General features: G+C 37.9%; 24 protein-coding genes. 1 reads left to right on the top strand and 23 read right to left on the bottom strand.

Annotated elements, in window-relative coordinates; translation table 11 throughout:
* Nucleotides 1-38: 38 nt before the first annotated feature.
* From pnp to MHB67_RS08030, 17 genes are all read right to left on the bottom strand, one after another.
* On the bottom strand, nucleotides 39-2,156 hold the full coding sequence (gene pnp / locus MHB67_RS08110; RefSeq protein WP_024424134.1) for a polyribonucleotide nucleotidyltransferase: 2,118 nt from the start codon (nucleotides 2,154-2,156) through the stop codon (nucleotides 39-41).
* A 181-nt stretch (nucleotides 2,157-2,337) separates the two neighbouring features.
* Nucleotides 2,338-2,607 carry a 30S ribosomal protein S15 gene (gene rpsO, locus MHB67_RS08105; protein WP_008354438.1) on the bottom strand — a complete coding sequence of 90 codons (270 nt, stop codon included), beginning with the start codon at nucleotides 2,605-2,607 and terminating at the stop codon, nucleotides 2,338-2,340.
* A gap of 140 nt (nucleotides 2,608-2,747) precedes the next feature.
* Complete coding sequence (gene ribF, locus MHB67_RS08100; protein ID WP_133743805.1) at nucleotides 2,748-3,713, bottom strand: bifunctional riboflavin kinase/FAD synthetase; 966 nt, start codon at nucleotides 3,711-3,713, stop codon at nucleotides 2,748-2,750.
* Between the two features lie 17 nt (nucleotides 3,714-3,730).
* Nucleotides 3,731-4,660, bottom strand: a complete 930-nt coding sequence (gene truB / locus MHB67_RS08095) for a tRNA pseudouridine(55) synthase TruB (RefSeq protein ID WP_342492880.1) — start codon at nucleotides 4,658-4,660, stop codon at nucleotides 3,731-3,733.
* A gap of 68 nt (nucleotides 4,661-4,728) precedes the next feature.
* Entirely contained in the window at nucleotides 4,729-5,079 is a 351-nt protein-coding gene (rbfA, locus tag MHB67_RS08090; RefSeq protein WP_007499525.1) for a 30S ribosome-binding factor RbfA, read from the bottom strand.
* Between the two features lie 17 nt (nucleotides 5,080-5,096).
* A complete protein-coding gene (locus MHB67_RS08085) occupies nucleotides 5,097-5,375 on the bottom strand; it encodes a DUF503 domain-containing protein (RefSeq protein WP_024424137.1) in 279 nt (92 codons plus the stop codon).
* The gene (gene infB / locus MHB67_RS08080) at nucleotides 5,372-7,492 is read right to left on the bottom strand and encodes a translation initiation factor IF-2 (RefSeq protein WP_024427003.1); all 2,121 of its coding nucleotides are present in this window, start codon (nucleotides 7,490-7,492) and stop codon (nucleotides 5,372-5,374) included. Before infB ends, MHB67_RS08085 begins: the two co-directional genes overlap by 4 nt.
* 19 nt (nucleotides 7,493-7,511) lie before the next feature.
* Nucleotides 7,512-7,814, bottom strand: a complete 303-nt coding sequence (locus MHB67_RS08075; RefSeq protein WP_024424138.1) for a YlxQ family RNA-binding protein — start codon at nucleotides 7,812-7,814, stop codon at nucleotides 7,512-7,514.
* Nucleotides 7,807-8,091: a YlxR family protein gene (locus MHB67_RS08070; RefSeq protein WP_024424139.1), complete on the bottom strand. Its 285-nt coding sequence runs from the start codon at nucleotides 8,089-8,091 to the stop codon at nucleotides 7,807-7,809. The genes MHB67_RS08075 and MHB67_RS08070 overlap by 8 nt, the downstream gene beginning before the upstream one ends.
* A 15-nt stretch (nucleotides 8,092-8,106) precedes the next feature.
* Entirely contained in the window at nucleotides 8,107-9,222 is a 1,116-nt protein-coding gene (gene nusA, locus MHB67_RS08065; RefSeq protein WP_024424140.1) for a transcription termination factor NusA, read from the bottom strand.
* A gap of 32 nt (nucleotides 9,223-9,254) precedes the next feature.
* A complete protein-coding gene (rimP, locus tag MHB67_RS08060) occupies nucleotides 9,255-9,728 on the bottom strand; it encodes a ribosome maturation factor RimP (protein WP_003211398.1) in 474 nt (157 codons plus the stop codon).
* A 704-nt stretch (nucleotides 9,729-10,432) separates the two neighbouring features.
* A complete protein-coding gene (locus MHB67_RS08055; RefSeq protein WP_248351307.1) occupies nucleotides 10,433-11,239 on the bottom strand; it encodes a class I SAM-dependent methyltransferase in 807 nt (268 codons plus the stop codon).
* 26 nt (nucleotides 11,240-11,265) lie between these two features.
* Nucleotides 11,266-11,931 carry a CPBP family intramembrane glutamic endopeptidase gene (locus tag MHB67_RS08050; RefSeq protein WP_248351306.1) on the bottom strand — a complete coding sequence of 222 codons (666 nt, stop codon included), beginning with the start codon at nucleotides 11,929-11,931 and terminating at the stop codon, nucleotides 11,266-11,268.
* A gap of 13 nt (nucleotides 11,932-11,944) precedes the next feature.
* Nucleotides 11,945-12,754: a SagB/ThcOx family dehydrogenase gene (locus tag MHB67_RS08045; protein WP_206533854.1), complete on the bottom strand. Its 810-nt coding sequence runs from the start codon at nucleotides 12,752-12,754 to the stop codon at nucleotides 11,945-11,947.
* Nucleotides 12,755-12,778: 24 nt separating this feature from the next.
* Nucleotides 12,779-14,125, bottom strand: a complete 1,347-nt coding sequence (locus MHB67_RS08040) for a YcaO-like family protein (RefSeq protein ID WP_206533855.1) — start codon at nucleotides 14,123-14,125, stop codon at nucleotides 12,779-12,781.
* Nucleotides 14,126-14,127: 2 nt separating this feature from the next.
* On the bottom strand, nucleotides 14,128-15,108 hold the full coding sequence (locus tag MHB67_RS08035; protein WP_234107810.1) for a TOMM precursor leader peptide-binding protein: 981 nt from the start codon (nucleotides 15,106-15,108) through the stop codon (nucleotides 14,128-14,130).
* A gap of 14 nt (nucleotides 15,109-15,122) precedes the next feature.
* Nucleotides 15,123-15,830, bottom strand: coding sequence for a hypothetical protein (locus tag MHB67_RS08030; RefSeq protein WP_234107809.1), 708 nt, complete (start codon nucleotides 15,828-15,830; stop codon nucleotides 15,123-15,125).
* A gap of 427 nt (nucleotides 15,831-16,257) precedes the next feature.
* On the opposite strand from MHB67_RS08030, the gene MHB67_RS08025 reads away from it, so the two are divergent.
* On the top strand, nucleotides 16,258-16,383 hold the full coding sequence (locus MHB67_RS08025; RefSeq protein ID WP_080701195.1) for a plantazolicin family TOMM peptide: 126 nt from the start codon (nucleotides 16,258-16,260) through the stop codon (nucleotides 16,381-16,383).
* 221 nt (nucleotides 16,384-16,604) lie between these two features.
* Here MHB67_RS08025 and MHB67_RS08020 read toward each other — a convergent pair whose 3' ends face one another.
* The 6 genes from MHB67_RS08020 to MHB67_RS07995 form a co-directional block, all read right to left on the bottom strand.
* Nucleotides 16,605-17,324, bottom strand: a complete 720-nt coding sequence (locus tag MHB67_RS08020) for a pentapeptide repeat-containing protein (RefSeq protein ID WP_234107807.1) — start codon at nucleotides 17,322-17,324, stop codon at nucleotides 16,605-16,607.
* A 77-nt stretch (nucleotides 17,325-17,401) separates the two neighbouring features.
* Complete coding sequence (locus tag MHB67_RS08015; protein WP_024427002.1) at nucleotides 17,402-18,148, bottom strand: ABC transporter permease; 747 nt, start codon at nucleotides 18,146-18,148, stop codon at nucleotides 17,402-17,404.
* A gap of 251 nt (nucleotides 18,149-18,399) precedes the next feature.
* The gene (locus MHB67_RS08010) at nucleotides 18,400-19,293 is read right to left on the bottom strand and encodes an ABC transporter ATP-binding protein (protein ID WP_133743808.1); all 894 of its coding nucleotides are present in this window, start codon (nucleotides 19,291-19,293) and stop codon (nucleotides 18,400-18,402) included.
* A 21-nt stretch (nucleotides 19,294-19,314) separates the two neighbouring features.
* Complete coding sequence (locus tag MHB67_RS08005) at nucleotides 19,315-19,608, bottom strand: transcriptional regulator (RefSeq protein WP_234107805.1); 294 nt, start codon at nucleotides 19,606-19,608, stop codon at nucleotides 19,315-19,317.
* Complete coding sequence (locus MHB67_RS08000; protein WP_234107804.1) at nucleotides 19,601-20,194, bottom strand: hypothetical protein; 594 nt, start codon at nucleotides 20,192-20,194, stop codon at nucleotides 19,601-19,603. Before MHB67_RS08000 ends, MHB67_RS08005 begins: the two co-directional genes overlap by 8 nt.
* A 325-nt stretch (nucleotides 20,195-20,519) precedes the next feature.
* Complete coding sequence (locus tag MHB67_RS07995; RefSeq protein WP_342492879.1) at nucleotides 20,520-21,653, bottom strand: cellulase family glycosylhydrolase; 1,134 nt, start codon at nucleotides 21,651-21,653, stop codon at nucleotides 20,520-20,522.
* Nucleotides 21,654-21,667 lie beyond the last annotated feature (14 nt).

The raw sequence follows: 21,667 nt of genomic DNA, 5'->3' as shown, positions 1-21,667 counted from the left end.
ACGGATACCTGGCTTCTAACACATTTTATTTGATCTCATTAAGACTGCTTTTCTTCTTTTTCCTTTTCTTCACGTAAAACAGCTTTCCGAGAAAGGTTCACACGGCCTTGTTTATCGATTTCAGTGACTTTGACAAGTAATTCATCGCCAAGTTTCACGACATCTTCTACTTTGCCCACACGCTCAAGCGCAAGCTCAGAAATATGAACAAGTCCATCTTTTCCGCTGAAGATTTCAAGGAAGGCACCGAATTTTTCAATGCGTTTGACTTTACCTAAGTAAAGCTGTCCTACTTCAACTTCTCTCACAAGATCTTCAATGATTTTCTTCGCTTTTTGGTTCATATCTTCTTCTGTAGAAGAAATAAAGATTGTACCATCTTGTTCAATATCGATTTTCACACCGGTATCTTCAATGATTTTATTGATTTGTTTACCGCTTGGTCCAATGACATCGCGAATTTTATCCGGATTGATTGTCATCGTTAAGATTTTAGGTGCATAACGAGACAATTCTCCTCTAGAAGCAGGAATCGTTGACAGCATGCTGTCTAAGATTTCCATTCTTCCTTTTTTCGCTTGTTGAAGAGCCTCTTCTAAGATGTCTTTTGACAAGCCATCGATTTTGATGTCCATTTGAAGGGCTGTGACACCTTTTGATGTTCCTGCCACTTTAAAGTCCATATCTCCAAGTGCATCTTCCATTCCTTGAATGTCTGTCAGCACTGTGTAGTATTCCCCAGATTTCACAAGTCCCATTGCAATCCCTGCAACTGGTGCTTTAATTGGAACACCCGCATCCATCATCGCAAGTGTGCTTGCGCAAATACTTGCTTGTGAAGTAGATCCGTTAGATTCTAATACCTCTGAAACGAGGCGAACCGTATAAGGGAAATCTTTTTCGGATGGAATGACTGGTTCTAGTGCACGTTCACCTAGTGCACCATGTCCGATCTCACGACGGCCTGGACCGCGCATTGGACCTGTCTCACCAACACTGAATTGCGGGAAGTTGTAATGGTGCATGAAGCGTTTTGATTCTTCAACACCTAGACCATCAAGAATTTGCACATCGCCAAGTGCACCTAATGTACAAATACTGAGCGCCTGTGTTTGTCCTCTTGTAAATAGGCCTGAACCGTGCGTTCTTGGCAGAAGTCCTACTTCTGAAGAAAGTGGACGGATTTGATCTACGCCGCGTCCATCTGGACGTACTTTCTCTTCAGTGATCAGACGGCGAACTTCGTTTTTGACAAGCTTGTTTAATACATCTTTCGCTTGTTTAATCGTTGCTTCGTCACGTTCTTCTGCTTCAAACTTCTCAACTACAGCTTTTTTCACAGCACTGATCGCATCCTCACGCGCATGCTTCTCATGTACTTGAATCGCTTTCAGCAGGTCAGCTTCAGCAAGTGCTTTTACTTCGTCTGCTAACGTTTGATCTACTTCATATAAAGGAATATCGATTTTTTCTTTACCGACTGCCTTCACAATTTCTTCTTGGAATTCAATTAAGCGTTTGATCTCTTGGTGACCGTACATGATCGCTTCAAGCATTGTCTCTTCCGGTACTTCATCAGCACCAGCTTCTACCATGTTGATCGCATCTTTTGTTCCGGCAACCACAAGATTGATGTCACTTTGTTCAAGCTGCTCCACATTTGGGTTAATGATCAGCTTTCCATCCACTCGTCCTACTGTAACGCCGGCGATTGGTCCCTCAAATGGAATGTCAGACACACATAAAGCTAAAGATGAGCCAAACATTGCAGCCATTTCAGATGAACAATCTTGATCCACACTCATGACGATACTAATGACTTGTACTTCGTTTCTAAATCCATCTGCAAACAGCGGACGAATTGGTCTGTCAATTAAGCGGCTCGCAAGGATCGCCTTTTCACTTGGACGGCCTTCTCTTTTAATGAAGCCGCCAGGAATTTTACCTACTGCGTATAGTCTTTCTTCGTAGTTCACAGTGAGCGGGAAGAAATCAAGTGGTTTTGGTTCTTTAGAAGCTGTTGCTGAGCTAAGCACAGCCGTATCTCCGTAGCGTACGAGGACCGCTCCGTTTGCTTGCTTTGCAAGCTGGCCAGTTTCAACTGTCAGTTGACGTCCAGCCCAGTCTATGGTGAAGACATGTTTCTCTTGTCCCATTCTGAGATAAACTCCTCTCTTATCGTAAAATTTTAGTTAGTTCTTATTATGAACAAAATGATTTTCACATATCAATGTGAAAGCTGTATGTAGAAGGGTATTTGCCATTCTTTCAACATTTTAACCATAAAATATTAGTGATTATACGATAAAAAAGCGGGAATCCTCCCGCTTTTTACGATTATCGACGTAAGCCTAGTTTGTTAATTAACTCACGGTAACGAGTTACGTCTTTATTACGTAGATACGTAAGAAGATTACGACGTCTACCTACCATTTTCAAAAGACCGCGACGTGAGTGGTGATCTTTCTTATGAGTACGTAAATGCTCGTTCAAGTTGTTAATTGATTCTGTTAGGACAGCGATCTGAACTTCTGGAGATCCAGTATCAGATTCGTGTGTTTTGAACTCATTAATTAATTGCGTTTTACGCTCTTGAGTAATTGCCATCCTGTTTCACCTCCAAATCATGTTAGCCCCATCTACCTCGCAGCCGTCGGTGAAGTCGGCCTGCCAAGTAAGTGGTTTTAAAGCTACAGGAATAATCATACTAAAAATATGCTGAATTTGCAAATGGTAGAGCAGTTTTTCTATGATTTTTTTGTTTGCTTTTGCTGATCTTGAAAAAACTGAATCGCTTCTTCTTTATCTTGACTGATTTGAGCCGTCAGCTCCTGAATTCCGTTAAATTTTCGTTCACTGCGAATGCGCTTGAACCATTGTAATTTAATCGGCTGGCCATATATTTCTTCGTTAAAATCAAAGAGGTTTACTTCAATGGCAGGCTGATCAGGACGTTTTTCATAAAATGTTGGTTTATAGCCGACATTACAAACACCGTCATATACTTTACCTTTTACTTCTGCTCTTACTGCATATACCCCTGTTGGCGGAATAATGTATTCAGCAGATAAGCCGACATTAGCTGTCGGAAACCCAATCGTCCGTCCGCGTTTGTCTCCATGGATGACAATGCCGCGAAGCTGATAAGGTTTTCCTAAAAGCTCGCTCACATATTCAACATCCCCATTTTTTAATGCGGAACGGATGAGAGTGGAACTGACTTTTCGGTCTTGATTGGACAGCTTAGGTACGATGGTTGCATTAATACGGCCTTTTCCGTATTCATCGAACGTTTCCATTGTGCCTGCACCAAAACGGCCAAACGTAAAATCAAACCCCGCTACTGCGTGCTTCACATTCAATTCATCCAAATATTGATCCACAAACTCTTGAGGAGATAGAGCTGCAAAACTCTCGCTGAATTGTACGATGTATAAATAGTCAGCGCCCAGCTGTTCGATAAAATCAATTTTATCCTCAAGCGGTGTAATTAAGTCTTTTGGTTCCCGTGCCTTTTGCAAAACATGTGATGGATGCGGATGAAAGGTCATGACTGCTAAGGCCAATCCTTCTTTTTCCGCAATGCTTTTCGCTTTGTCAATGACTTTTTGATGCCCGAGGTGAACACCGTCAAAGTACCCTAAAGCCATAACAGACGGAACTTGATCCTTTTGATTCAATGTATGTGGGTGTGAAATATGTATAGTCTTCACGAGATGTCACCTTTTCTTTAAGATTGCTTGTCCTGAGATAAGATCTTCGCCGGCTTCATCAGGTTTTGTTTGGTCGGGTGCTTCATATATATCGCCAGACAACGGCCTGAAGGAGCAAAAACAGCGACACGATCCGCCTCTGCGAAATGAGCAAATTCATCAGGCATTGGCAGGACTGCACCGTTTTCCACTTTACTTGCTAATGTATCATTTATCTCCCATTTCGGCAAATGATTGAGCGCACGCTCGATCGGGACAAGGTGCTCATCTACAGTGCCTTCCTCGCTTATATCTCGCAGCTCATCCAGCGTGATACATTCATCAAGTGTAAAATCACCAGACCCTGTACGAATGAGATGTGACATGTGGGCTGGAAACCCTAGTTTCTTCCCGATATCAACCGCTAAGGTCCTTACATACGTTCCCTTTGAGCATAGAACGGTAAACCTAAATGACACGCTACCATCCTCATATGTGATAGGTGTAGTCCGCTCGATACGGTGAATAGTAATTTCTCGGCTCGGCCGCTCAATTTCAATGCCTTCTCTTGCATATTCATAGAGCTTTTTTCCGCCAATTTTCACAGCAGAAAACATGGGAGGAATTTGTTCAATGGTTCCTTCAAACTGCTTCAGCGCCTCATCAATTTCTTTTTCTGAGATCGGTTTTTCCACCTTTTTTTCTTCTACGATCTCACCTGTTTGGTCTTCTGTTGTTGTAGAAAAGCCAATCGTGATCTCTGCATCATACGTTTTCGATTTATCTGTTAAGTATTCTACAATCTTCGTTGCTCTTCCGATACATATAGGCAGAACACCTGAAACCTCTGGGTCGAGGGTGCCTGTATGGCCGACTTTTTTTGTGTGCAAAATTTTTCTTACTTTAAACACACAGTCGTGTGAGGTCATGCCTCTTTCTTTATGTAATAAAAGAACACCATTTATCATCTGCGTTCTCTCCTTTCATAAACGATGAAAAAGGACAGACGATCATCGCCTATCCTTATTTCAACATCTTATTCGTGATCTTTTGTGTTTAATTCAGCAATCAGGCTTTCAATTCGATTTCCGTAATCTACAGATTCGTCGAATTCAAAATGCAGTTCTGGTGTTTTGCGAAGTCTGATTCGATTGCCAATTTCAGAGCGGATGTACCCTTTAGCCTTTGCAAGACCTTTTAAGGTTTCCTCTCTTTTCTTCTCGTCGCCAAGAACTGAAATGTAGACTTTGGCAATTTGCAAATCACCGGATACTTCGACATCAGTTACAGTCAAAAAGCCGATTCTTGGATCTTTTAGCTTTCTGCCTAAGATGTCGCCCAATTCTTTTTTCATTTGCTCACCCACACGGGTTGCTCTCATACTCATGATCTTATCACCTCTAATTAAAACCACTCAGTTTTCGTGATCGTTCGTTCAATTTCAGGAAAAGAATCGATAAAGCTTAATACACGCTGAAGCTCCTTTTCCACTTGAACCCGAGATGAGGAAATCACGGCGATTCCGATTGATGTACGCTGCCATGTATCCTGGTAATCCATTTCAGCAATGGTTACATTGAATTTATGACGCGTTCTTGTCAATATTCGCTGAAGAACCGCACGTTTTTCCTTCAGTGAGGATGCATCATAGATCATGCACTCACATTCGGTATAACCGATCATTTTCTTTCGATTTCTTGCATAACGAATGATTCCATGACATCACCTTCACGGATATCATTGTATTTCTTAATGGTAATACCACATTCATAGCCTTGTGAAACTTCTTTCACATCATCTTTAAATCGTTTTAACACGTCAACTTCGCCTTCAAAAATAACGACGCCGTCACGGATTAAGCGGATTCCGCTATCTCTTGTAATCGTTCCTTCAGTTACATAACCGCCAGCAATTGTACCGATTTTAGATACTTTGAACGTTTGACGGACTTCAACTTGACCGATGACTTTTTCTTCATATTCAGGGTCAAGCATTCCTTTCATCGCAGCTTCAATTTCATCGATGACTTTATAGATAATGCGGTGCAAGCGGATATCAACGTTCTCAGTCTCAGCTGTGCTCTTCGCATTTCCATCAGGACGTACGTTAAAGCCAATCACGATAGCATTAGAAGCACTTGCTAAAATGATGTCTGATTCTGTAATCGCTCCAACACCCGTATGGATGATTTTCACTTTTACGCCTTCGACTTCAATTTTTTGAAGAGCTGCTGTTAATGCTTCAGCAGAGCCTTGTACGTCTGCTTTCACGATCAAGTTGATATCTTTTACGTCACCTTGTTTGATTTGCTCAAATAGGTCGTCTAGAGATAATTTTGCTTTATCTGAACGCTGTTCGTCCAGCTGTTTAGAAGCACGCGCCTCACCGACTTGACGAGCTGTCTTTTCATCTTTGAATACAAGGAACTGATCCCCTGCATTCGGTACATCGTTTAAACCAGTGATTTCAACAGGTGTAGATGGTCCTGCTGTTTTCACGCGGCGGCCGATGTCATTGACCATTGCACGTACACGGCCAAATGTATTTCCGACAACGATTGGGTCACCTACATGAAGTGTACCTGTTTGAACAAGAAGGGTTGCAACAGAACCTCTTCCTTTATCAAGCTCAGCCTCGATGACAGTCCCTTTTGCCGCACGATTAGGGTTGGCTTTCAGTTCTGCTACTTCGCTGACAAGAAGGATCATTTCGATCAATTCGTCAATGCCTTCACCTGTTTTCGCAGATAGTGGAACGAAAATGGTTTCGCCGCCCCAAGCTTCTGGTACAAGACCATGCTCAGTTAATTCCTGCATCACGCGGTCAGGGTTCGCTGTTGGTTTGTCAATTTTGTTAACAGCGACAATGATTGGCACTTCTGCCGCTTTCGCATGGTTAATCGCTTCAATTGTTTGAGGCATGACACCATCATCTGCTGCAACGACTAGAATTGTCGTATCCGTTACTTCGGCACCACGTGCACGCATCGTTGTAAATGCTGCGTGTCCAGGTGTATCAAGGAACGTAATTTTTTTGCCGTTTTCTTCAATTTGGTATGCACCGATATGCTGCGTGATTCCACCTGCTTCGCCTTCGACGACTTTTGTCTTACGAATGCTGTCAAGAAGAGTTGTTTTCCCGTGGTCAACGTGTCCCATGATCGTTACAACTGGAGGGCGTACTTGCATATCTTCTTCTTTATCTTCAACTTCATACTTTTCAAGTTCAGTTTCTTCTAAAATAATGACTTCCTCTACTGAAACACCATATTCAGAAGCGATTAATTCAACTGTATCTTTATCAAGTTCTTGGTTGATCGTTGCCATGACACCAAGCATCATCAGCTTTTTGATGATTTCAGCTGTTTCTTTTCCAAGCTCATCAGCCAGCTGGCCGACGGTCATTGAATTTGTAAATTCAATTTTTTCAGGAAGCTCTTTTTTAGGCTTCACAGGTCTAGCTTGCTGATGCTGCGGTTTGTTATTTCCACCGCGTTTATTTTTGTTTTTATTTTGGTTGTTGTTTTTTTTGTTTTTATTAAATTGATTATTCTGCACGTCATTCTTCTTTCTATCATTGTTTTTGTTAGATGATTGTTTTTTTTGTTCTGCGGGTTTCTCGTTAGCTGTCTCTTTTGCTTTGGCTTTTTTATAGATAGCGTCTAGCTTTTTCACAGTGTCGTCTTCAAGCGTCGCCATGTGGTTGTTCACTTCCACGTTCATATCCTTAAGCGCTGCTATAATATCTTTACTTGAAACATCTATGGCTTTTGCGTATTCATATACTCTCACTTTAGCCATTCGTTCACCCCCAAATAAATTAATCGAGCAAGCTTATGAGCTTCTTAGCGAAGCCTTGGTCAGTGACAGCGACAACTACGCGAGCTTCTTTCCCAATAGAACGTCCGAGAACGGAACGGTCTTCAACTTTTCTAACCGGAACATTATAAAATTTGCATTTGTCAGATACCTTTTTCTCTGTGTTAGATGAGGCATCTGCTGCAAGAAGAACCAGCTTAGCACGCGCATGTCTAATTTCTTTGATCACCAGATCTTCTCCTGACACGACTTTACGAGCTCGATTTGCTAGACCAAGCAAAGGATACCATTCAGATTCATTCATTAGGTTTTTTCACCTTTTCAGCTAGTTCTAGTAATTCTTCAAATATGTGTTCGTCAATCTGTGTCTGAAATTGCTGCTGTAAACTGCGTTTGTTCTTTGCCGCAAGAATGGTTTCTTTATCGAGAGAAAGGTAAGCTCCGCGTCCGTTCATTTTTCCGGTAGCGTCAACAGACACTTCTCCTTCTTTAGAACGAACAACACGGATCAGTTCTTTCTTTGGTTTCATTTCTCCCGTCACGACGCATTTTCTAAGCGGGATTTTTTTTCGGCTTTTCACCTTTAATATCACCTCTTATTCGTCAGATTCCTCAGCTACTGGTTCAGCCTCTAAGAAAAGAGATTCAGAGTCTTCAGTTCTTGGGAAAATACCGAGTTCCCTTGCATCTGTTTCGCTTTTAATGTCGATTTTCCAGCTAGTCAGCTTCGCTGCAAGGCGGGCATTTTGACCTCTTTTACCAATCGCTAATGACAGCTGATAATCAGGGACAATGACTGTTGTCGCCTTGTCTTCTTCATTCACAATGACATCAAGTACTTTTGATGGACTGAGCGCATTGGCAACAAATTCAACCGGGTCATTAGACCAATGGACAATGTCAATTTTTTCGCCTTTTAGCTCATTGACAATTGCTTGTACACGCTGGCCTTTTGGTCCAACACAGGAGCCAACTGGATCAACATCAGGATCATCTGTACGAACAGATATTTTAGAACGGTCCCCAGCTTCTCTAGCAACCGATTTAAGCTCTACAGTACCATCATAAATTTCTGGTACTTCAATTTCAAATAAACGCTTTAAAAGACCTGGATGTGTTCTAGACACATAAATTTGTGGTCCTTTTGTTGTTTTTTCTACTTTTGTAATGAACACTTTAATGCGGTCATGTGGTTTGTATTCTTCATTTGGCATTTGTTCATTGACAGGAAGAAGGGCTTCGATTTTGCCAAGTGACACGTAAATAAATTTACTGTCAATCCGCTGAACGATTCCCGTCATAATGTCTTCCTCGCGGTCGATGAACTCAGTGTAGATCACACCACGCTCTGCTTCTCTCACTCGCTGCGTCACAACTTGTTTCGCTGTCTGAGCTGCAATGCGTCCGAAGTCTTTTGGTGTGACTTCAATCTCAACGACGTCACCAACCATGTAATTCGGGTTAATATTGGCTGCATCATCTACAGAGATTTCAAGGCGAGAATCATACACTTCATCTACAACATCTTTTCTTGCGAACACGCGAATTGTTCCCGTTTCGCGGTTTAAATCAACACGAACATTTTGTGCTTGATTAAAATTACGCTTATATGCAGAAATGAGTGCAGCTTCTATCGCTTCAATTATAATTTCTTTACTAATACCCTTCTCTTTCTCAAGAACAGTCAGGGCATCTAACAACTCACTACTCATTTTTATGGTTCCCCCTTATATCAATGAAAAGGTTAATTGAACGAAACTGCTAATCTTGCGTTAGCAATTTTTTCGTATGGAATATTGATCTCTTTCTTTCTTGTCTTGATCTTCACTGTCACTGTTGCAATCTCACCATCAAAGCTTGTAAGCTCACCTTCAAATGCTTTTTCACCATCAATTGGTTCATATGTTTTCATGAAAACATTTTTTCCAAGTGCTTTTTCAAAATCAGCTTTTTTCTTTAATGGGCGCTCCGCTCCAGGAGAGGACACTTCAAGAAAGTAGTTTTGGCTAATCGGATCTGCCTCATCAAGCTTTTCGCTCAAGGCTTCGCTCACTTTGGCACACTCTTCGATATCGACACCTTTATCAGAGTCAATAAACACGCGAAGGAACCAGTTTTGACCCTCTTTGACAAATTCAACATCAACGAGTTCAAGCTGTAAGCCATCTAAAATTGGCTGCACCATTTCGCTTACGACATCCACTACTTTTTTGCTCATTCTCTTCCTCCTTGTGCTTTCGATAAACGCTCTTATCAATCATTCTGCATAAAAACCCTGCTTTATGTGAGCAGGGGGAGCAGAAAACGGATGAATAATGTCGAGACAAAAATTGCCTGTTCAATACAAAAGAGCGGGTTTCCCCACTCTTGTCTCGGTAATCGTTAGCATTTCCATAAAAACTATACCATATCCAATTTTTTTATGCAAATGAAGTTCCTCCTTATAATAGGTACTTGCTCAACGATTACTGCAGCATGTTCAGTACCATTAATACCTCTCTCTTCCTTTATATATAAACGGAAAGCCACTATGAATAGAGCGGACTGGTAATAATGCACCTGAATGCAATGAGCGAAGAACAGAGCTCCCCTATGAAAGAAAGTAACATCTACACTAAGCCATCTCTATTTCCAAAAAACATTTTGTATGACACAGTATGGTTATTTATATAGAAGCAAAGAGTGTATCAGTAAACAGCCTTCACTTTCAAATTTTTCACCCCCCCTAATGGATAAGTACTTTAACGTTAAAGAAATAAGCACTTTGCCTTTGCTCACTCACTTCAGAGAACCGAGTTCTAATTTTTAGGGAATAGCAATGTAAAGATCATTCATATTGAACTCCCCGAAGAGCAGGCGGAGACTGAACGGATAACCTTCATATTATACATAGAGAAAGAACCATGTTTATATGGAATGAATTTATCCAGACTGTTTAATCAGCCATGCATGTAAAAGTAAAGGTGTCTTCTGTGCTGAATTGCTATATTCATCTGGAACCTGCCTTAACGTTTGTTGTAAATTTTCATTTCCTATTAACGATAAAAATTCCATACTAAATGGGCTAAACCCTCCAATTATAGAAGTACCAATCTTATACATCATATCTTTTCTAGTTTTGGTCATATAGGTGAGTAACTGCTCGAACTCAGATAATGTCAATGAGGCGTGATATTGATCATATAAATACAGTTCTTCTTCTTTGTTCTCAACTGAACTCAATCCACTTTCTATACTATCTCGATTTAAATCAACTATATAAATAATAGATTCATTTGATAAATAAGGAAGTAACTGTTCTAATAATGCTAAAGGATCTTCAAATAGCCCAAAACACAGATGTATTAAAATCGCATCATAACTTTTCGCATGTGATGAAAAATTTTTGATATCTGTACAAATAAAATGAGCTTTTATATTCAATTGATTTGCACAGTGTATGGCTTCTTCAGATGAATCAATTCCAGTCAAATCAGCTAGAGGTAATTGCTTAGATAAATACTCAAGCATCTGCCCTTGTCCACATCCTATATCTAAAATAGAGGCAGGGTTTTTTTTGAATGTTAGTTGATAATAAGAAATGAAAGTTTCAGCTGATAGACATCGAGTAAATGGCGTTTCTCGATTATCATAATTTGAACTTATTTTTCTTTTTTCTGGATCCAAAAACCATGACTGCGCCAGAGCTCTTTTTCCTTTAAGCTCTTTTATCTTTTCTTGTATTATCACAGGGTTTACCACCTTTATAAAAAGTCTCACCAATCAGTTTCAGATAATACGGGAGGTTTCGTTTTGAAGTTCTTTATTTTGCGAGGTTGAAAAAAATGAATGAACAGATTATGTGAAATATGAAATGCTATCGCTGCTAGAATACCAAATGTTAAGTATGAAATAACTGTGATTAATGTAAAAAGCGACATATAAGCAATAGACTTAACACCGCCTATTGGTATATGCAGCAAGATAAATCCTATTGAACTGATACAGATCGATACCGCTACAGACTCCACAGAATTTGTTAGTAATAATAACGGAAGAAAGAACCGCCAAATCAATTCTTCTGATAGAGCCGTTAATGGAAGAAAAATGATTGAATCAACATTGACAACATATCTGCCTCTAAATGCAACAACTTTGTTTTTTAATTTCCATAGAAATGACGGTAATAGGACACCTAATAAAAAGAAGAATAAAACACCATACACATTTTTATTATTAGAAATTTCAACTAAGAGCTCTTGAGAAAATGCTCCACAGCATATAGAAGCTCCGATAATCGTGAATCCATCATAGCTCCTCTGAGGAGTGATATATGTTATTAACTTTCGATCGGATATTGGTTTATCTCTCTTGATTTTGATCACCATTTTAGAGCTTAAGGGACCCAAAAAGTGAATGAGGATCCCTAAAGCTGCTACCATTGAAATCATCTATTTAAGTACCCGCAATCAATGTATAAATTGGGGCATCATCTACTCCATTAAATCCACCGATCAGTTCCATTAACTCATCATCGATAAACCCTCCGAATGGTCGGCTATTAATCTTCTGTGCAGTAGATAGCAAAATCATATTTTGCATGACATGTCCTGCCTCCATAAAAACGAAGCGATAAGAACGATGTCCATACTTAAATCGAGAACGCCAAAAATTAGCTGAAATGACTACAGCAAATGCAAAATCTTGAACGGATTCTTCTTGTAACATTATTTTCTCAAATTCTTTTTCAGAGTAATCACCCATTTTAGTCAATCCTTTTCTATACGGATCGAAATGATAAATACCTTTGTCTAAAGAATCCACTTTATTGGCTACAATAAATAGATCTAGCGGATAAAGTGCCCCGCCAGATGGTATAGGGCGTCTAGGTCCCTCTTTACGCTCTACCAATCCATAACTCTTCTGTAAAACTGTTGAGAGTTGTTCTAATGAAACACTCCCCCCGTTAAAATAATCTGCACTTCTTCGTTCCTTAATGACATCGTCTAAAGTTATATTTGTATTTAATGGTTTAGGTAGTAAAATTAAAGGTAGGTCATCAAATCTTTTACTTGCATGTGTAGCAATCTTTTGCAAAGTTTGAGATCGCAGCAGCCCTGCAACACCAGGTGCGTCCCATGCCATTGAACCCCTATAGATTTTTGTTGCCTCAAACCAATTTTCAGAAGGATCATCAAACCGTAATGCTTCGTTTCCATACACAACATCAGCCAAATTAGTAGCATGTCTTTCAATACTATTCATATATTTAATCACCTTTCTACGATATTAAGGAAATGGATGTGGAATTGGATTCAGTTCTTCTAACTTAAAAGGTTTATCTACTAAACCTAAATGATAAGAATGTTTTAAAATTCGTTCTCCGCCCAACATTCTACCTCTATAAAGAACGTCAATCGGTTTATATCCAGGAATAATTGATTTTACGACATAGGCACCAGCATCTTTTATATCAGGGCTGGTTAAATCAAAAGTTGCCACATGATATCCTTGTTTTGATAAATGACTGACAAGGTTAGTCCATAAAATGTCTGGAGAACGATCATCAAACGGTGTATAGTCTTTAACGTCCACTAATTTCTCACTCGCTGTTAAAAAATCAGCTTCTTTCACAATATCTGTTCCCGCATAGAGTTTAATATGATCTTCAAAACTGTTAATATCTCGATGATAATCTACATCCACTAAGGCGTTCCCTAATCGTTGTTCTGTTTTTACCCAAGTTCTTGTATACATTCCCTCTATTGCAGCTTTCTCACATGCTCTTTCAATTGAATGAGCAGAGGCCGCGCCAATAGCAAATGGAGCTAAATCTGTATGAGGATTTCTTATCACTGCCAAAATAGTAGGAACACCAGAAAAAATGCTCATGTCTACTAAATGCAAATCAAGAGAAGTAGGTTTAATATATCTTTCATAGAAGTGTTTTAATCTAGGTGAGGTATTAATATCGATCTGCGGTAAACTTAACTTATTGTACCAAGTAAGCATAAATGCATCTCTTTCAATTGTTTCAAATAAACCTGAGATTGCCGCTTCTTGATATGTAATACCACAAGCTAGTCCATTACTAGTTGCATGACCAATATTGGGGTCTCCTGGCCACTCAGTATAGTTTGCAATATGAATTAATTGAGCAGGCGTCCAAACTTCTTCATTATTTTCAGCAATATGACCTTTTCTCCACCATAATTTTGTATCTTCATTCCATCTATCATGAGGAAAATTCGGGTCTTCATATTGAGTGACAGCATACATCTCCCACTTATCAAAGCCAATTACTGATTTGCCTTCATTGATTAAGTCCTTTTGAGTACCAAAACATACAACATCAGAGTTTAAAGGTAAATAAGCGGCACTATATCTTTCCACCGTTTCACCTATAGCTGCTAATCTGGCTGCAGCTGGATTAGCAGATCCTCCCCCATTATATGAATTAGATGGTATTCCAAATAAAATATTGCTGTCTGTACCATGCGCTCCATATGAATGACCCCATATATCATCAACGTCTCTGAGTTTTCTATACTCTCTACGGACTATCCCAACATAAGGATCTGCCAATTGGTCGAGTATTTCCCATGACTCTTCTAACGTTGTCCATTTATTAGCCATAATTAATTATTCACCTCACCATGAAACCAAACTTGAGGAAAACCTGTATCTGCAGCTGGGGAACACTTTGGGCATCTAGGAACTCGATAAACACGATGATGATTACATGAGACACCTTTATCATCTAAATTAATTGTTGTAAATCCACCTGGTGTTGCACTTGGTGCGTAATCTTTTAGTGTGAGCCATTCTAAAATTAAATTACTTGCAATTCCGATTTGAACTAAATTAATCGGCATATGATAAACCGGTTTCTTTTCAGGATTTATAGGTTTTATTTTCATTAAGTCTGATCGCAATACTTCGTCAGAAAAATTTGCTGATTTTCGAAGGTTATAGCAATGTAAACAAGCTGATTGATGTGGCAAGAAAAATGGACCTACCCAAGATGTCTGTCCATCATATGGCACAATGCTTAACCAAGGGACATGGTCTTCTAATGCCAGATCATTTATTTCTTCAAAAATCGGATCTAAATGAGAGTTGCCAATAGCAACCCTGATATCTGGCTGCTTATTTAATTCTCCTTTAAGCACTACTTGTAGCCCTGCCGCTTGCAAATGACGAATGAATTCAGTAGCAATTGGGTTATGATCTCGCGTAATAACTTCAACAATCCCTGTTTTTAAACGATCTAGTATATCTTCAACCAATACTTGTCCACCGGCTCTTTCATAAGACAAAAGCGCAGTTAAATCAAAGGTCATATCCGTCTTAACACACATTCCGTTCGCAACTAAAAATTCGAGGACATGTTTTAATTGATCACTCTCTACTTCGAAATTCTCCTCCAGCTCTTTAATGGAAACCCCATTATCTTCCGTAAGATAATTAGAAATTTCTTGAATAAATTCAATAATTCCGTCACCTTCAATTTTGGTGACAGTTTGCGCTTTTAAACCAATCAAACTGTCTTCTAGTTTACCTAGCGTAATGTGTGGTGCTAATTTATACCTCGTCATTTCTTGATCTTTGACAAACATATATTATTCCTCCTTTAAGAATAATTAATTTGTATTTTAGATAATTGTGCCTGATTTGGGGGGTGACCAATTATTTGTTCCAGCGTGTTCGTAAATGGCTGTAAATGTTTTGAAGAAGAAGCTTCTTGAAATTCGGCTAACCATTCTAATACGTCTAAAGGCATATTGTTCTGGGACAAAATTGATATGACCTCTTCTTTACTTTTACAATACAATTCAATTTTCATGTTTAAATCCTCTTCAAATATATCCTTCAGCCTACTCATACTTACTAACTCTGGTCCTGTTAAATCATATGCCTTTCCAGCGCGATTCCTAACATCCTGTTTAGGGATCAAACATGCCTTTACAACATCTTTTGTATTGATCCAATTAACTCCCTCGGGAGAAAATGCAGTTATTAATTTACCAGTAGCACCTGCCCATCCTCTATAAAGTTCTATATTAATATCAAGCGGTGAAGTCCTATAAAGTATGCTATTCTGATAGATTTTCAATAATTCACTTTCAAGAGAACCTAGTTCATCCTCGACAGTATGCCTTCTATTAGATAAAATAATCGTTTCCGTTTGAAAATCAGTATTATTTATAAAGTATTCTTTGTCATAACTAACAGCCCCGCCCAAATCGATTATTTGAACAGGATAGTCTTCATACTCAACTTTCATCTTCTCTAAATAGGCTTTTATTGGTTCTCTAATCCCGACATAATGAATACTCATAAAGATTCCCTCCCTCTTTTCTCTTTCCTGATTATCAGTGAATGGTGAAAATCTAAATTAATCAAACTTATAATAGAAATAGTAATCTTCTATTTGAGTTCTTCATAACATAGTAACCTCAACTTTTTTCATACATTTAATTAACTTAATATCTAAATACCCAAAATATTTGATCGAAATTAACACCAACCTTTAATCCAAAAATAACATAAAGACCATATACAACCTTAAAATACATTAAATTTTAAATATAGTATTATTTTCCATAGTCATATTAAACCACATTTTTTCGGTGGTATCAACGGACTTTTCAGAAAATATAAAACTTTCACACTTGGATATTGACAAATAAAGACTTATGAACCATCATATGTAATATATCAACTACATATCTATGTTGATAAATTTTAACTAAGGAGGTCTAAAGATGACTAAAATTACAATCCCAACTGCTTTGGCTGCTAAGGTACATGGGGAAGGTCAACATTTATTCGAACCAATGGCTGCGCGCTGCACTTGCACAACAATCATCTCAAGTTCTTCAACTTTCTAATCAACTTTAGTTTTTTCGACATATCATTGAAAAGATCGCTCGCCCACCTAGCGAAGCAGACTTAGCTAGGTGGGTGGGCATTTTTTATTTGAAAATAAAGTTTCCACATTTATTTTGCTTAACGAAAACCTTGCATCCATATCATGTTAATGGGACAGCAAGAGATAGTGAATAAAACAAAAAAAAGGCTATTGAGATTTTTCTCAATAGCCCCCACTGTATTAAATATCGATTACTTCCACACCGCTTAAATCTGCCCCTTCTCCTTCTAAAATATGATAAGTCATTTTATCCATTGTCACTCCAATAAAGTTTAATTTTTTAATCGTACATGATTTAAAATTAACATTTATTAATTTAGAATTCTCAAAAGAAATGTTTTTAAAATAACAATTTTCAAATAAAACATTTATTAAAGATGATTCATCAATACTAATGTTGGGTAAATGACAGCCATATAAGGATGAATTCGTTATCTCACAATGTTCAAAATGAGATTGAGTCAAATCACTCTTTTCAAAGGTAGATGAGGAAATTTTAGAATGGCTAATATTAACTTTTCTCAGATAGCACCCATTAAAATCTGAATGGCTCATTACTTTTTGTACAATCGATAGCCCCTTAAAATCGCATAACTTATATTTAACATTTATAAACGTTAACCAATCTAAATCAGCATTAACAAATATTTTTTTCACATGCTCTACGCGGTTATGTTCATCAATTACTAATGTATGATTATCAATGCTTATTTCGCCTGATTTCAGCTTTTCAATAAGCATATCCTGAACCTCTGCATCTTTTAATCCATCATTTTCGAGTTTTAATTTAACATTTCCAAGCAGCTCTAATAATTCTTTTTTCTTTTCTTCATATGTTTTGTCTTTTTTATATGGCCGAAAACAACTTTCAACATACAGTTCTAACTCTTCACTTAACATTGACTCACTCCTTTTTTTCAGACAGCATACAAGCATTGATTTTGCGGTGCATAACATTTAGCTGAAATTTTTAGAGACTAGCCTCTTGCTCGCTTTATATATTTTTTATAGCCAACCAACGAAAGAATAAACCCTAACAGTGTATAGCCTATAAGGACTGCTGTAACTAAGATCAAATTCTCTCCCCCTGGTAGTGTTGATACTGATTGCACTAAACCTTGATGTGCCCAATATTGCGGGAAGAGCATACCAATTATTTTGAGATAACTAGGTAATTGATCAAATGGAGTCCATAAACCACAAGCAACTGCTGTCCCTAAAGCAATCATGTTCGTCATTACTAAGCCTGTATTCTCAGTTTTAGCAAATGCGGCGATGGCAACTCCCCATGAAGTCACTTGCATTGATAATAGGACAACTACTAAGAAATACGAGCTGTATTGTGTTATTTCAATACCATATAAATAAACCCCTAAAATGGTTAACAACAAAACTTGAAATAAGATAATGATAAAAAATGGAACGCACTTTCCAAGAAAAAAATGATGCGGCTGTAAAGGAGTACTTGCTAGCCTTGCCACAATTCCTTTCTCACGATCTTTTACAAAACTAATGACAATTGAAATAATGACAAATGTGGAGAAAAACACGCTCATCCCTGTCACTGATTGAGAAGCAACTAATGTTTTTTGTGCTTGAGAACTACCTGATGTAAATAATTCTATTAAAAGAATAATTGAAGCAACTGGTAATAAAATGGTCCAGAACAACAATGATCGATCTTTCACCTGTTTTATAGATTCGATGCGGACTAATGGCCACATAAACATCACTCCCGTTATATTCATTTGATTCCCTTCTATATAACTCTTAAATAATCACATTTTTTATTTATTTTACCATTTTCGGATGTGACGAATTAGAATTAGTCACATAATGTTGACTAATTACGTATGATTTTAAATCTACGGTACACACAAATTAATTCTGTTCGTTAGATTTATGCTCTTTCTACATCAGTTACTCTTTTAAGTTATTTTGATTTACGAGAGTGCTTTTCATTCATAAAGACATTTTATTGTAATTGATCACGTAAATCTGTTCCTGTTAATTGAAAAAAGACATCTTCAAGTCTCGGTCTGTACAAAGATAATTGTTGGGGAACCAATGATTCCTTTTTACTCAGTTTAGCCAAATCTTCTAAAGTATCTAATGGTTTTGTAGTTTTAACTAACACTCCACCTTGATGAGTAACAAAATCATACCCGAGACTAGTTAATGTTTTATTAGGAATCATAGATTCAAAAAAGACAGATGTTTCTGCGTAACGATTCAAAAGCTCATCTATTTTGCCTTCTTCAACAATGTTCCCTTTATCAATGAAAGCCACATAATCACATAAACTCTCTATTTCCTCCATATAATGACTAACATAGATAATAGTTCTTCCCTCTTCCTTCAATTTGTTAATGATGTCGAAAATATAACGTCTTGATTGAGGATCTACCCCCACTGTCGGTTCATCTAAAAGAATTAACTTAGGAGCATGCATTAGAGCGCAGCCAATATTCAAACGACGTTTCATTCCTCCTGAAAAGCTTTCAACTATATCATTTGCTCTTTCCCACAATCCTACATCTTTTAGTGTTTTTTCTACTCTTTCTTCTAATGTTTTCCCTTTCAAACCATAAATTTGTCCAAAAAACTCCATATTTACTTTAGCTGTTAATTTTTCCTCTAAGCTGATGTCTTGCGGGATGTAGCCGAGCGCACTCTTAGACTCACCAACATGCTCAACTCTGCCTTCATAAGATTTAATGATGTGAGATATAATTTTCATCAAGGTTGATTTACCAGAACCATTTGGACCTATTAATCCATAACAAACTCCTTCTGGAATCGTTAATGTAATACTTTTTAACGCTTGGGTAGTCCCGTATTTTTTACTGACGTTTTCTATTTTCAACATCCGGCACCCTTTCCTTCCATGTCATTTATTTTTTAAAATGGCTTCAATAACACTCAAATATTCTTTGTAGGCGTGCTCTCCTAAATCTGTTACACTAACGATTGTTTTTGGTTTTTTATCCACAAATGTCTTTGTAATTAGCACATAGCCTGCATCCTCTAATTTTTTTAAATGCGAGCCCAAATTACCGTCTGTTACAGATAAAGAGGCTTTTAAGAAGCTAAAATCACATTTTTCATAAATCATTAATAAACTCATAATCCCTAACCGAACTTTTGGATGGATTAAATCATTTAAACTATTGACATTACTCATTTCCTTGTCCTTTTCTTTTTAAAATCACACCAGTTAATAACAAACTTCCTCCACCAATAAAAGCGAAGATAATGTTCATTAAACTAGGAAATAATAAAAATGTAGTTACACCTAAAACACTTAGCCAGAACCCCATAATAAAGATTTCTTTAGCTAGAACAATACCTAAGAGTAAATACATGATAGAAACCAATAAAACAACATAAAAGGGTAAATTATTTAATGTATATGGTAATAAACCAACACATATTAAAAAAATAAAGATACCTAAAATAATTCCAAGACCAAGCCATGTGTATTGTAATTGAGTTCTTAAAAACAAGGGCATTGGGATCATTTTCTTTTGTTTAAAATATGTAGTTAAAGTGATAACCCAGCCCGCAATGCCTAAAATAAACCAAAAGACACCTGCAGTTATTGAATGAGCAAAAAGTAAAGGTATTGAATATCCCATTATCCAAATGAGGCCCCAAATGATAAAATAAATACTGGTTTGTTTACAATACTCTGTTTTATAGTTTGTAATCGTCTTGATATGAGATAAATTCTCTAATATTTCTGAATTATTGAATTTTTCATTAGACATAAATAAACTCCTCTTCCACAAAGAACTCTGTACTACAGAGTATAGAATGAAATTTCCATTTAGTCAAGTTATTGGAAATACCTTTTTTATGAATTAAAATAAAAAATAGATATAACCACCTCCTTCCTAACGAATCTCCAAATACCTTCTGCTTCTTGATCGTTTCTGAAAACCTTATTCAAGGGTTGTCGCATAACCGATTCATATTTCAAGAAATTTAAATATAGAAAAAGTGATAAACAGGCATTTTAATTTTCTATTTGGAAAGTAAGAACTACTAATTGGAGTGAGCTAAATAAACAGTTCCTTATTCAGCAGGCATTCGTCATCGATTCTTTTCATTCACTCTTTTCGCATGTTCACTAATTAGTGCTGCCTCCCTGCTTCCTTTTATAATGCGGAAACCGTCATAATTCGGATAGAGCGAGTCATCGTCCTGAATGCTTGTTAAAATCCAAAATTGACTACCAGCCCCTCCGAGCTGCTCTACCGCTGACAGCCAGCTCTGATATACGTCAGGACGAGCTGATTGATTTTGATAGCCAAACTCTTCTAGCACAACTGGCTTTCCGATTGACTTCCCGCGGGTGATATGGTCTTCAATCCATTTCACTCCCCAGGTAGCAGACTTGCTCCAGTGATCTGGGTACAGATGATAGGTTCCATAATCGATATTAGGAAGAGATGTTAAACGGTCCCAATCGACGCCTTCTCCTCCTCCGTAAAACCAATCTTCATGTCCTGGTATGCGAAAGAATCCTTCATCTCCTACTGCAACAAGATGGTGACGATCCAGCGATTTGATCCATGTACTCATTTCATCTGCCCATTTGACTAGTACATTTCCCGTTGGATCTGACTGCATCCGCGGCTCGTTGGCTAATTCCCAAGTCATAATAGCTGGATCGTCTTTATATTGAACACCTGTATACGTATTGGTTCTTTCTAATACATAGCGCACATAATTTTTGTAAGCTTTTTGAATACGAGGATCTGTATAGAAGGCATCATGCGATCCTGCCCCGAACCACTTCACATATTGATTCATACCGCCAAAGTCATCCCAATTGTTCACTAGTGGGATCACAAGCTTTATTCCTTCCTGTCCTGCTTTATAAATCGCATAATCTAGTTTTTGAAAACCAGATTCTTCATAGACGCCTGGACTAGATTGTAAGACTGAGTTTTCTTGAGGAGCCCCGTCGTGAAAGCCCCAAATCCGTATGACCTTTAAATTCATTGCTTTCATATCATCGAACACAGCATCTACCATTTTTTTAGATTTGTAATGGAAATAGTAATTATTTGTGCCGGCGAAGTAAAATGGTTGATTGTTCAGCGTAAATTGTGTACCAGACGTCTGCACATAAGCGGCTGCCTTCATCGTAAGCGAAAACCAGCCAGACCATATAGCGGCTATAAGTATGAAGCAAGACACTCTTTGAGCCCACTTTTTCATTTACATTCTCCTCA

The sequence above is a fragment of the Bacillus sp. FSL H8-0516 genome, assembly GCF_038635285.1.
In the GTDB taxonomy this organism is placed as follows: domain Bacteria; phylum Bacillota; class Bacilli; order Bacillales; family Bacillaceae; genus Bacillus; species Bacillus safensis.
The sequence above is the reverse complement of the archived record's forward strand: the minus strand, read 5'-3'. Positions and strand labels throughout refer to the sequence as shown.

What these genes read in the sequence shown, in the direction of transcription:
- MHB67_RS08005 (WP_234107805.1), bottom strand. Translation starts at nt 19,608, where the DNA reads ATGAGTAATGTCAATAGTTTAAATGATTTAATCCATCCAAAAGTTCGG.
- MHB67_RS08040 (WP_206533855.1), bottom strand. Translation starts at nt 14,125, where the DNA reads ATGGCTAATAAATGGACAACGTTAGAAGAGTCATGGGAAATACTCGAC.
- nusA (WP_024424140.1), bottom strand. Translation starts at nt 9,222, where the DNA reads ATGAGTAGTGAGTTGTTAGATGCCCTGACTGTTCTTGAGAAAGAGAAG.
- truB (WP_342492880.1), bottom strand. Translation starts at nt 4,660, where the DNA reads ATGATAAATGGTGTTCTTTTATTACATAAAGAAAGAGGCATGACCTCA.
- MHB67_RS08050 (WP_248351306.1), bottom strand. Translation starts at nt 11,931, where the DNA reads ATGGTAGCAGCTTTAGGGATCCTCATTCACTTTTTGGGTCCCTTAAGC.
- MHB67_RS08085 (WP_024424137.1), bottom strand. Translation starts at nt 5,375, where the DNA reads ATGATCGGTTATACCGAATGTGAGTGCATGATCTATGATGCATCCTCA.
- MHB67_RS08075 (WP_024424138.1), bottom strand. Translation starts at nt 7,814, where the DNA reads ATGAATGAATCTGAATGGTATCCTTTGCTTGGTCTAGCAAATCGAGCT.
- rbfA (WP_007499525.1), bottom strand. Translation starts at nt 5,079, where the DNA reads ATGAGTATGAGAGCAACCCGTGTGGGTGAGCAAATGAAAAAAGAATTG.
- MHB67_RS08045 (WP_206533854.1), bottom strand. Translation starts at nt 12,754, where the DNA reads ATGAATAGTATTGAAAGACATGCTACTAATTTGGCTGATGTTGTGTAT.
- rpsO (WP_008354438.1), bottom strand. Translation starts at nt 2,607, where the DNA reads ATGGCAATTACTCAAGAGCGTAAAACGCAATTAATTAATGAGTTCAAA.
- rimP (WP_003211398.1), bottom strand. Translation starts at nt 9,728, where the DNA reads ATGAGCAAAAAAGTAGTGGATGTCGTAAGCGAAATGGTGCAGCCAATT.
- MHB67_RS08025 (WP_080701195.1), top strand. Translation starts at nt 16,258, where the DNA reads ATGACTAAAATTACAATCCCAACTGCTTTGGCTGCTAAGGTACATGGG.
- MHB67_RS08000 (WP_234107804.1), bottom strand. Translation starts at nt 20,194, where the DNA reads ATGTCTAATGAAAAATTCAATAATTCAGAAATATTAGAGAATTTATCT.
- MHB67_RS08010 (WP_133743808.1), bottom strand. Translation starts at nt 19,293, where the DNA reads ATGTTGAAAATAGAAAACGTCAGTAAAAAATACGGGACTACCCAAGCG.
- MHB67_RS07995 (WP_342492879.1), bottom strand. Translation starts at nt 21,653, where the DNA reads ATGAAAAAGTGGGCTCAAAGAGTGTCTTGCTTCATACTTATAGCCGCT.
- MHB67_RS08020 (WP_234107807.1), bottom strand. Translation starts at nt 17,324, where the DNA reads ATGTTAAGTGAAGAGTTAGAACTGTATGTTGAAAGTTGTTTTCGGCCA.
- infB (WP_024427003.1), bottom strand. Translation starts at nt 7,492, where the DNA reads ATGGCTAAAGTGAGAGTATATGAATACGCAAAAGCCATAGATGTTTCA.
- MHB67_RS08015 (WP_024427002.1), bottom strand. Translation starts at nt 18,148, where the DNA reads ATGTGGCCATTAGTCCGCATCGAATCTATAAAACAGGTGAAAGATCGA.
- MHB67_RS08030 (WP_234107809.1), bottom strand. Translation starts at nt 15,830, where the DNA reads ATGAGTATTCATTATGTCGGGATTAGAGAACCAATAAAAGCCTATTTA.
- MHB67_RS08035 (WP_234107810.1), bottom strand. Translation starts at nt 15,108, where the DNA reads ATGTTTGTCAAAGATCAAGAAATGACGAGGTATAAATTAGCACCACAC.
- pnp (WP_024424134.1), bottom strand. Translation starts at nt 2,156, where the DNA reads ATGGGACAAGAGAAACATGTCTTCACCATAGACTGGGCTGGACGTCAA.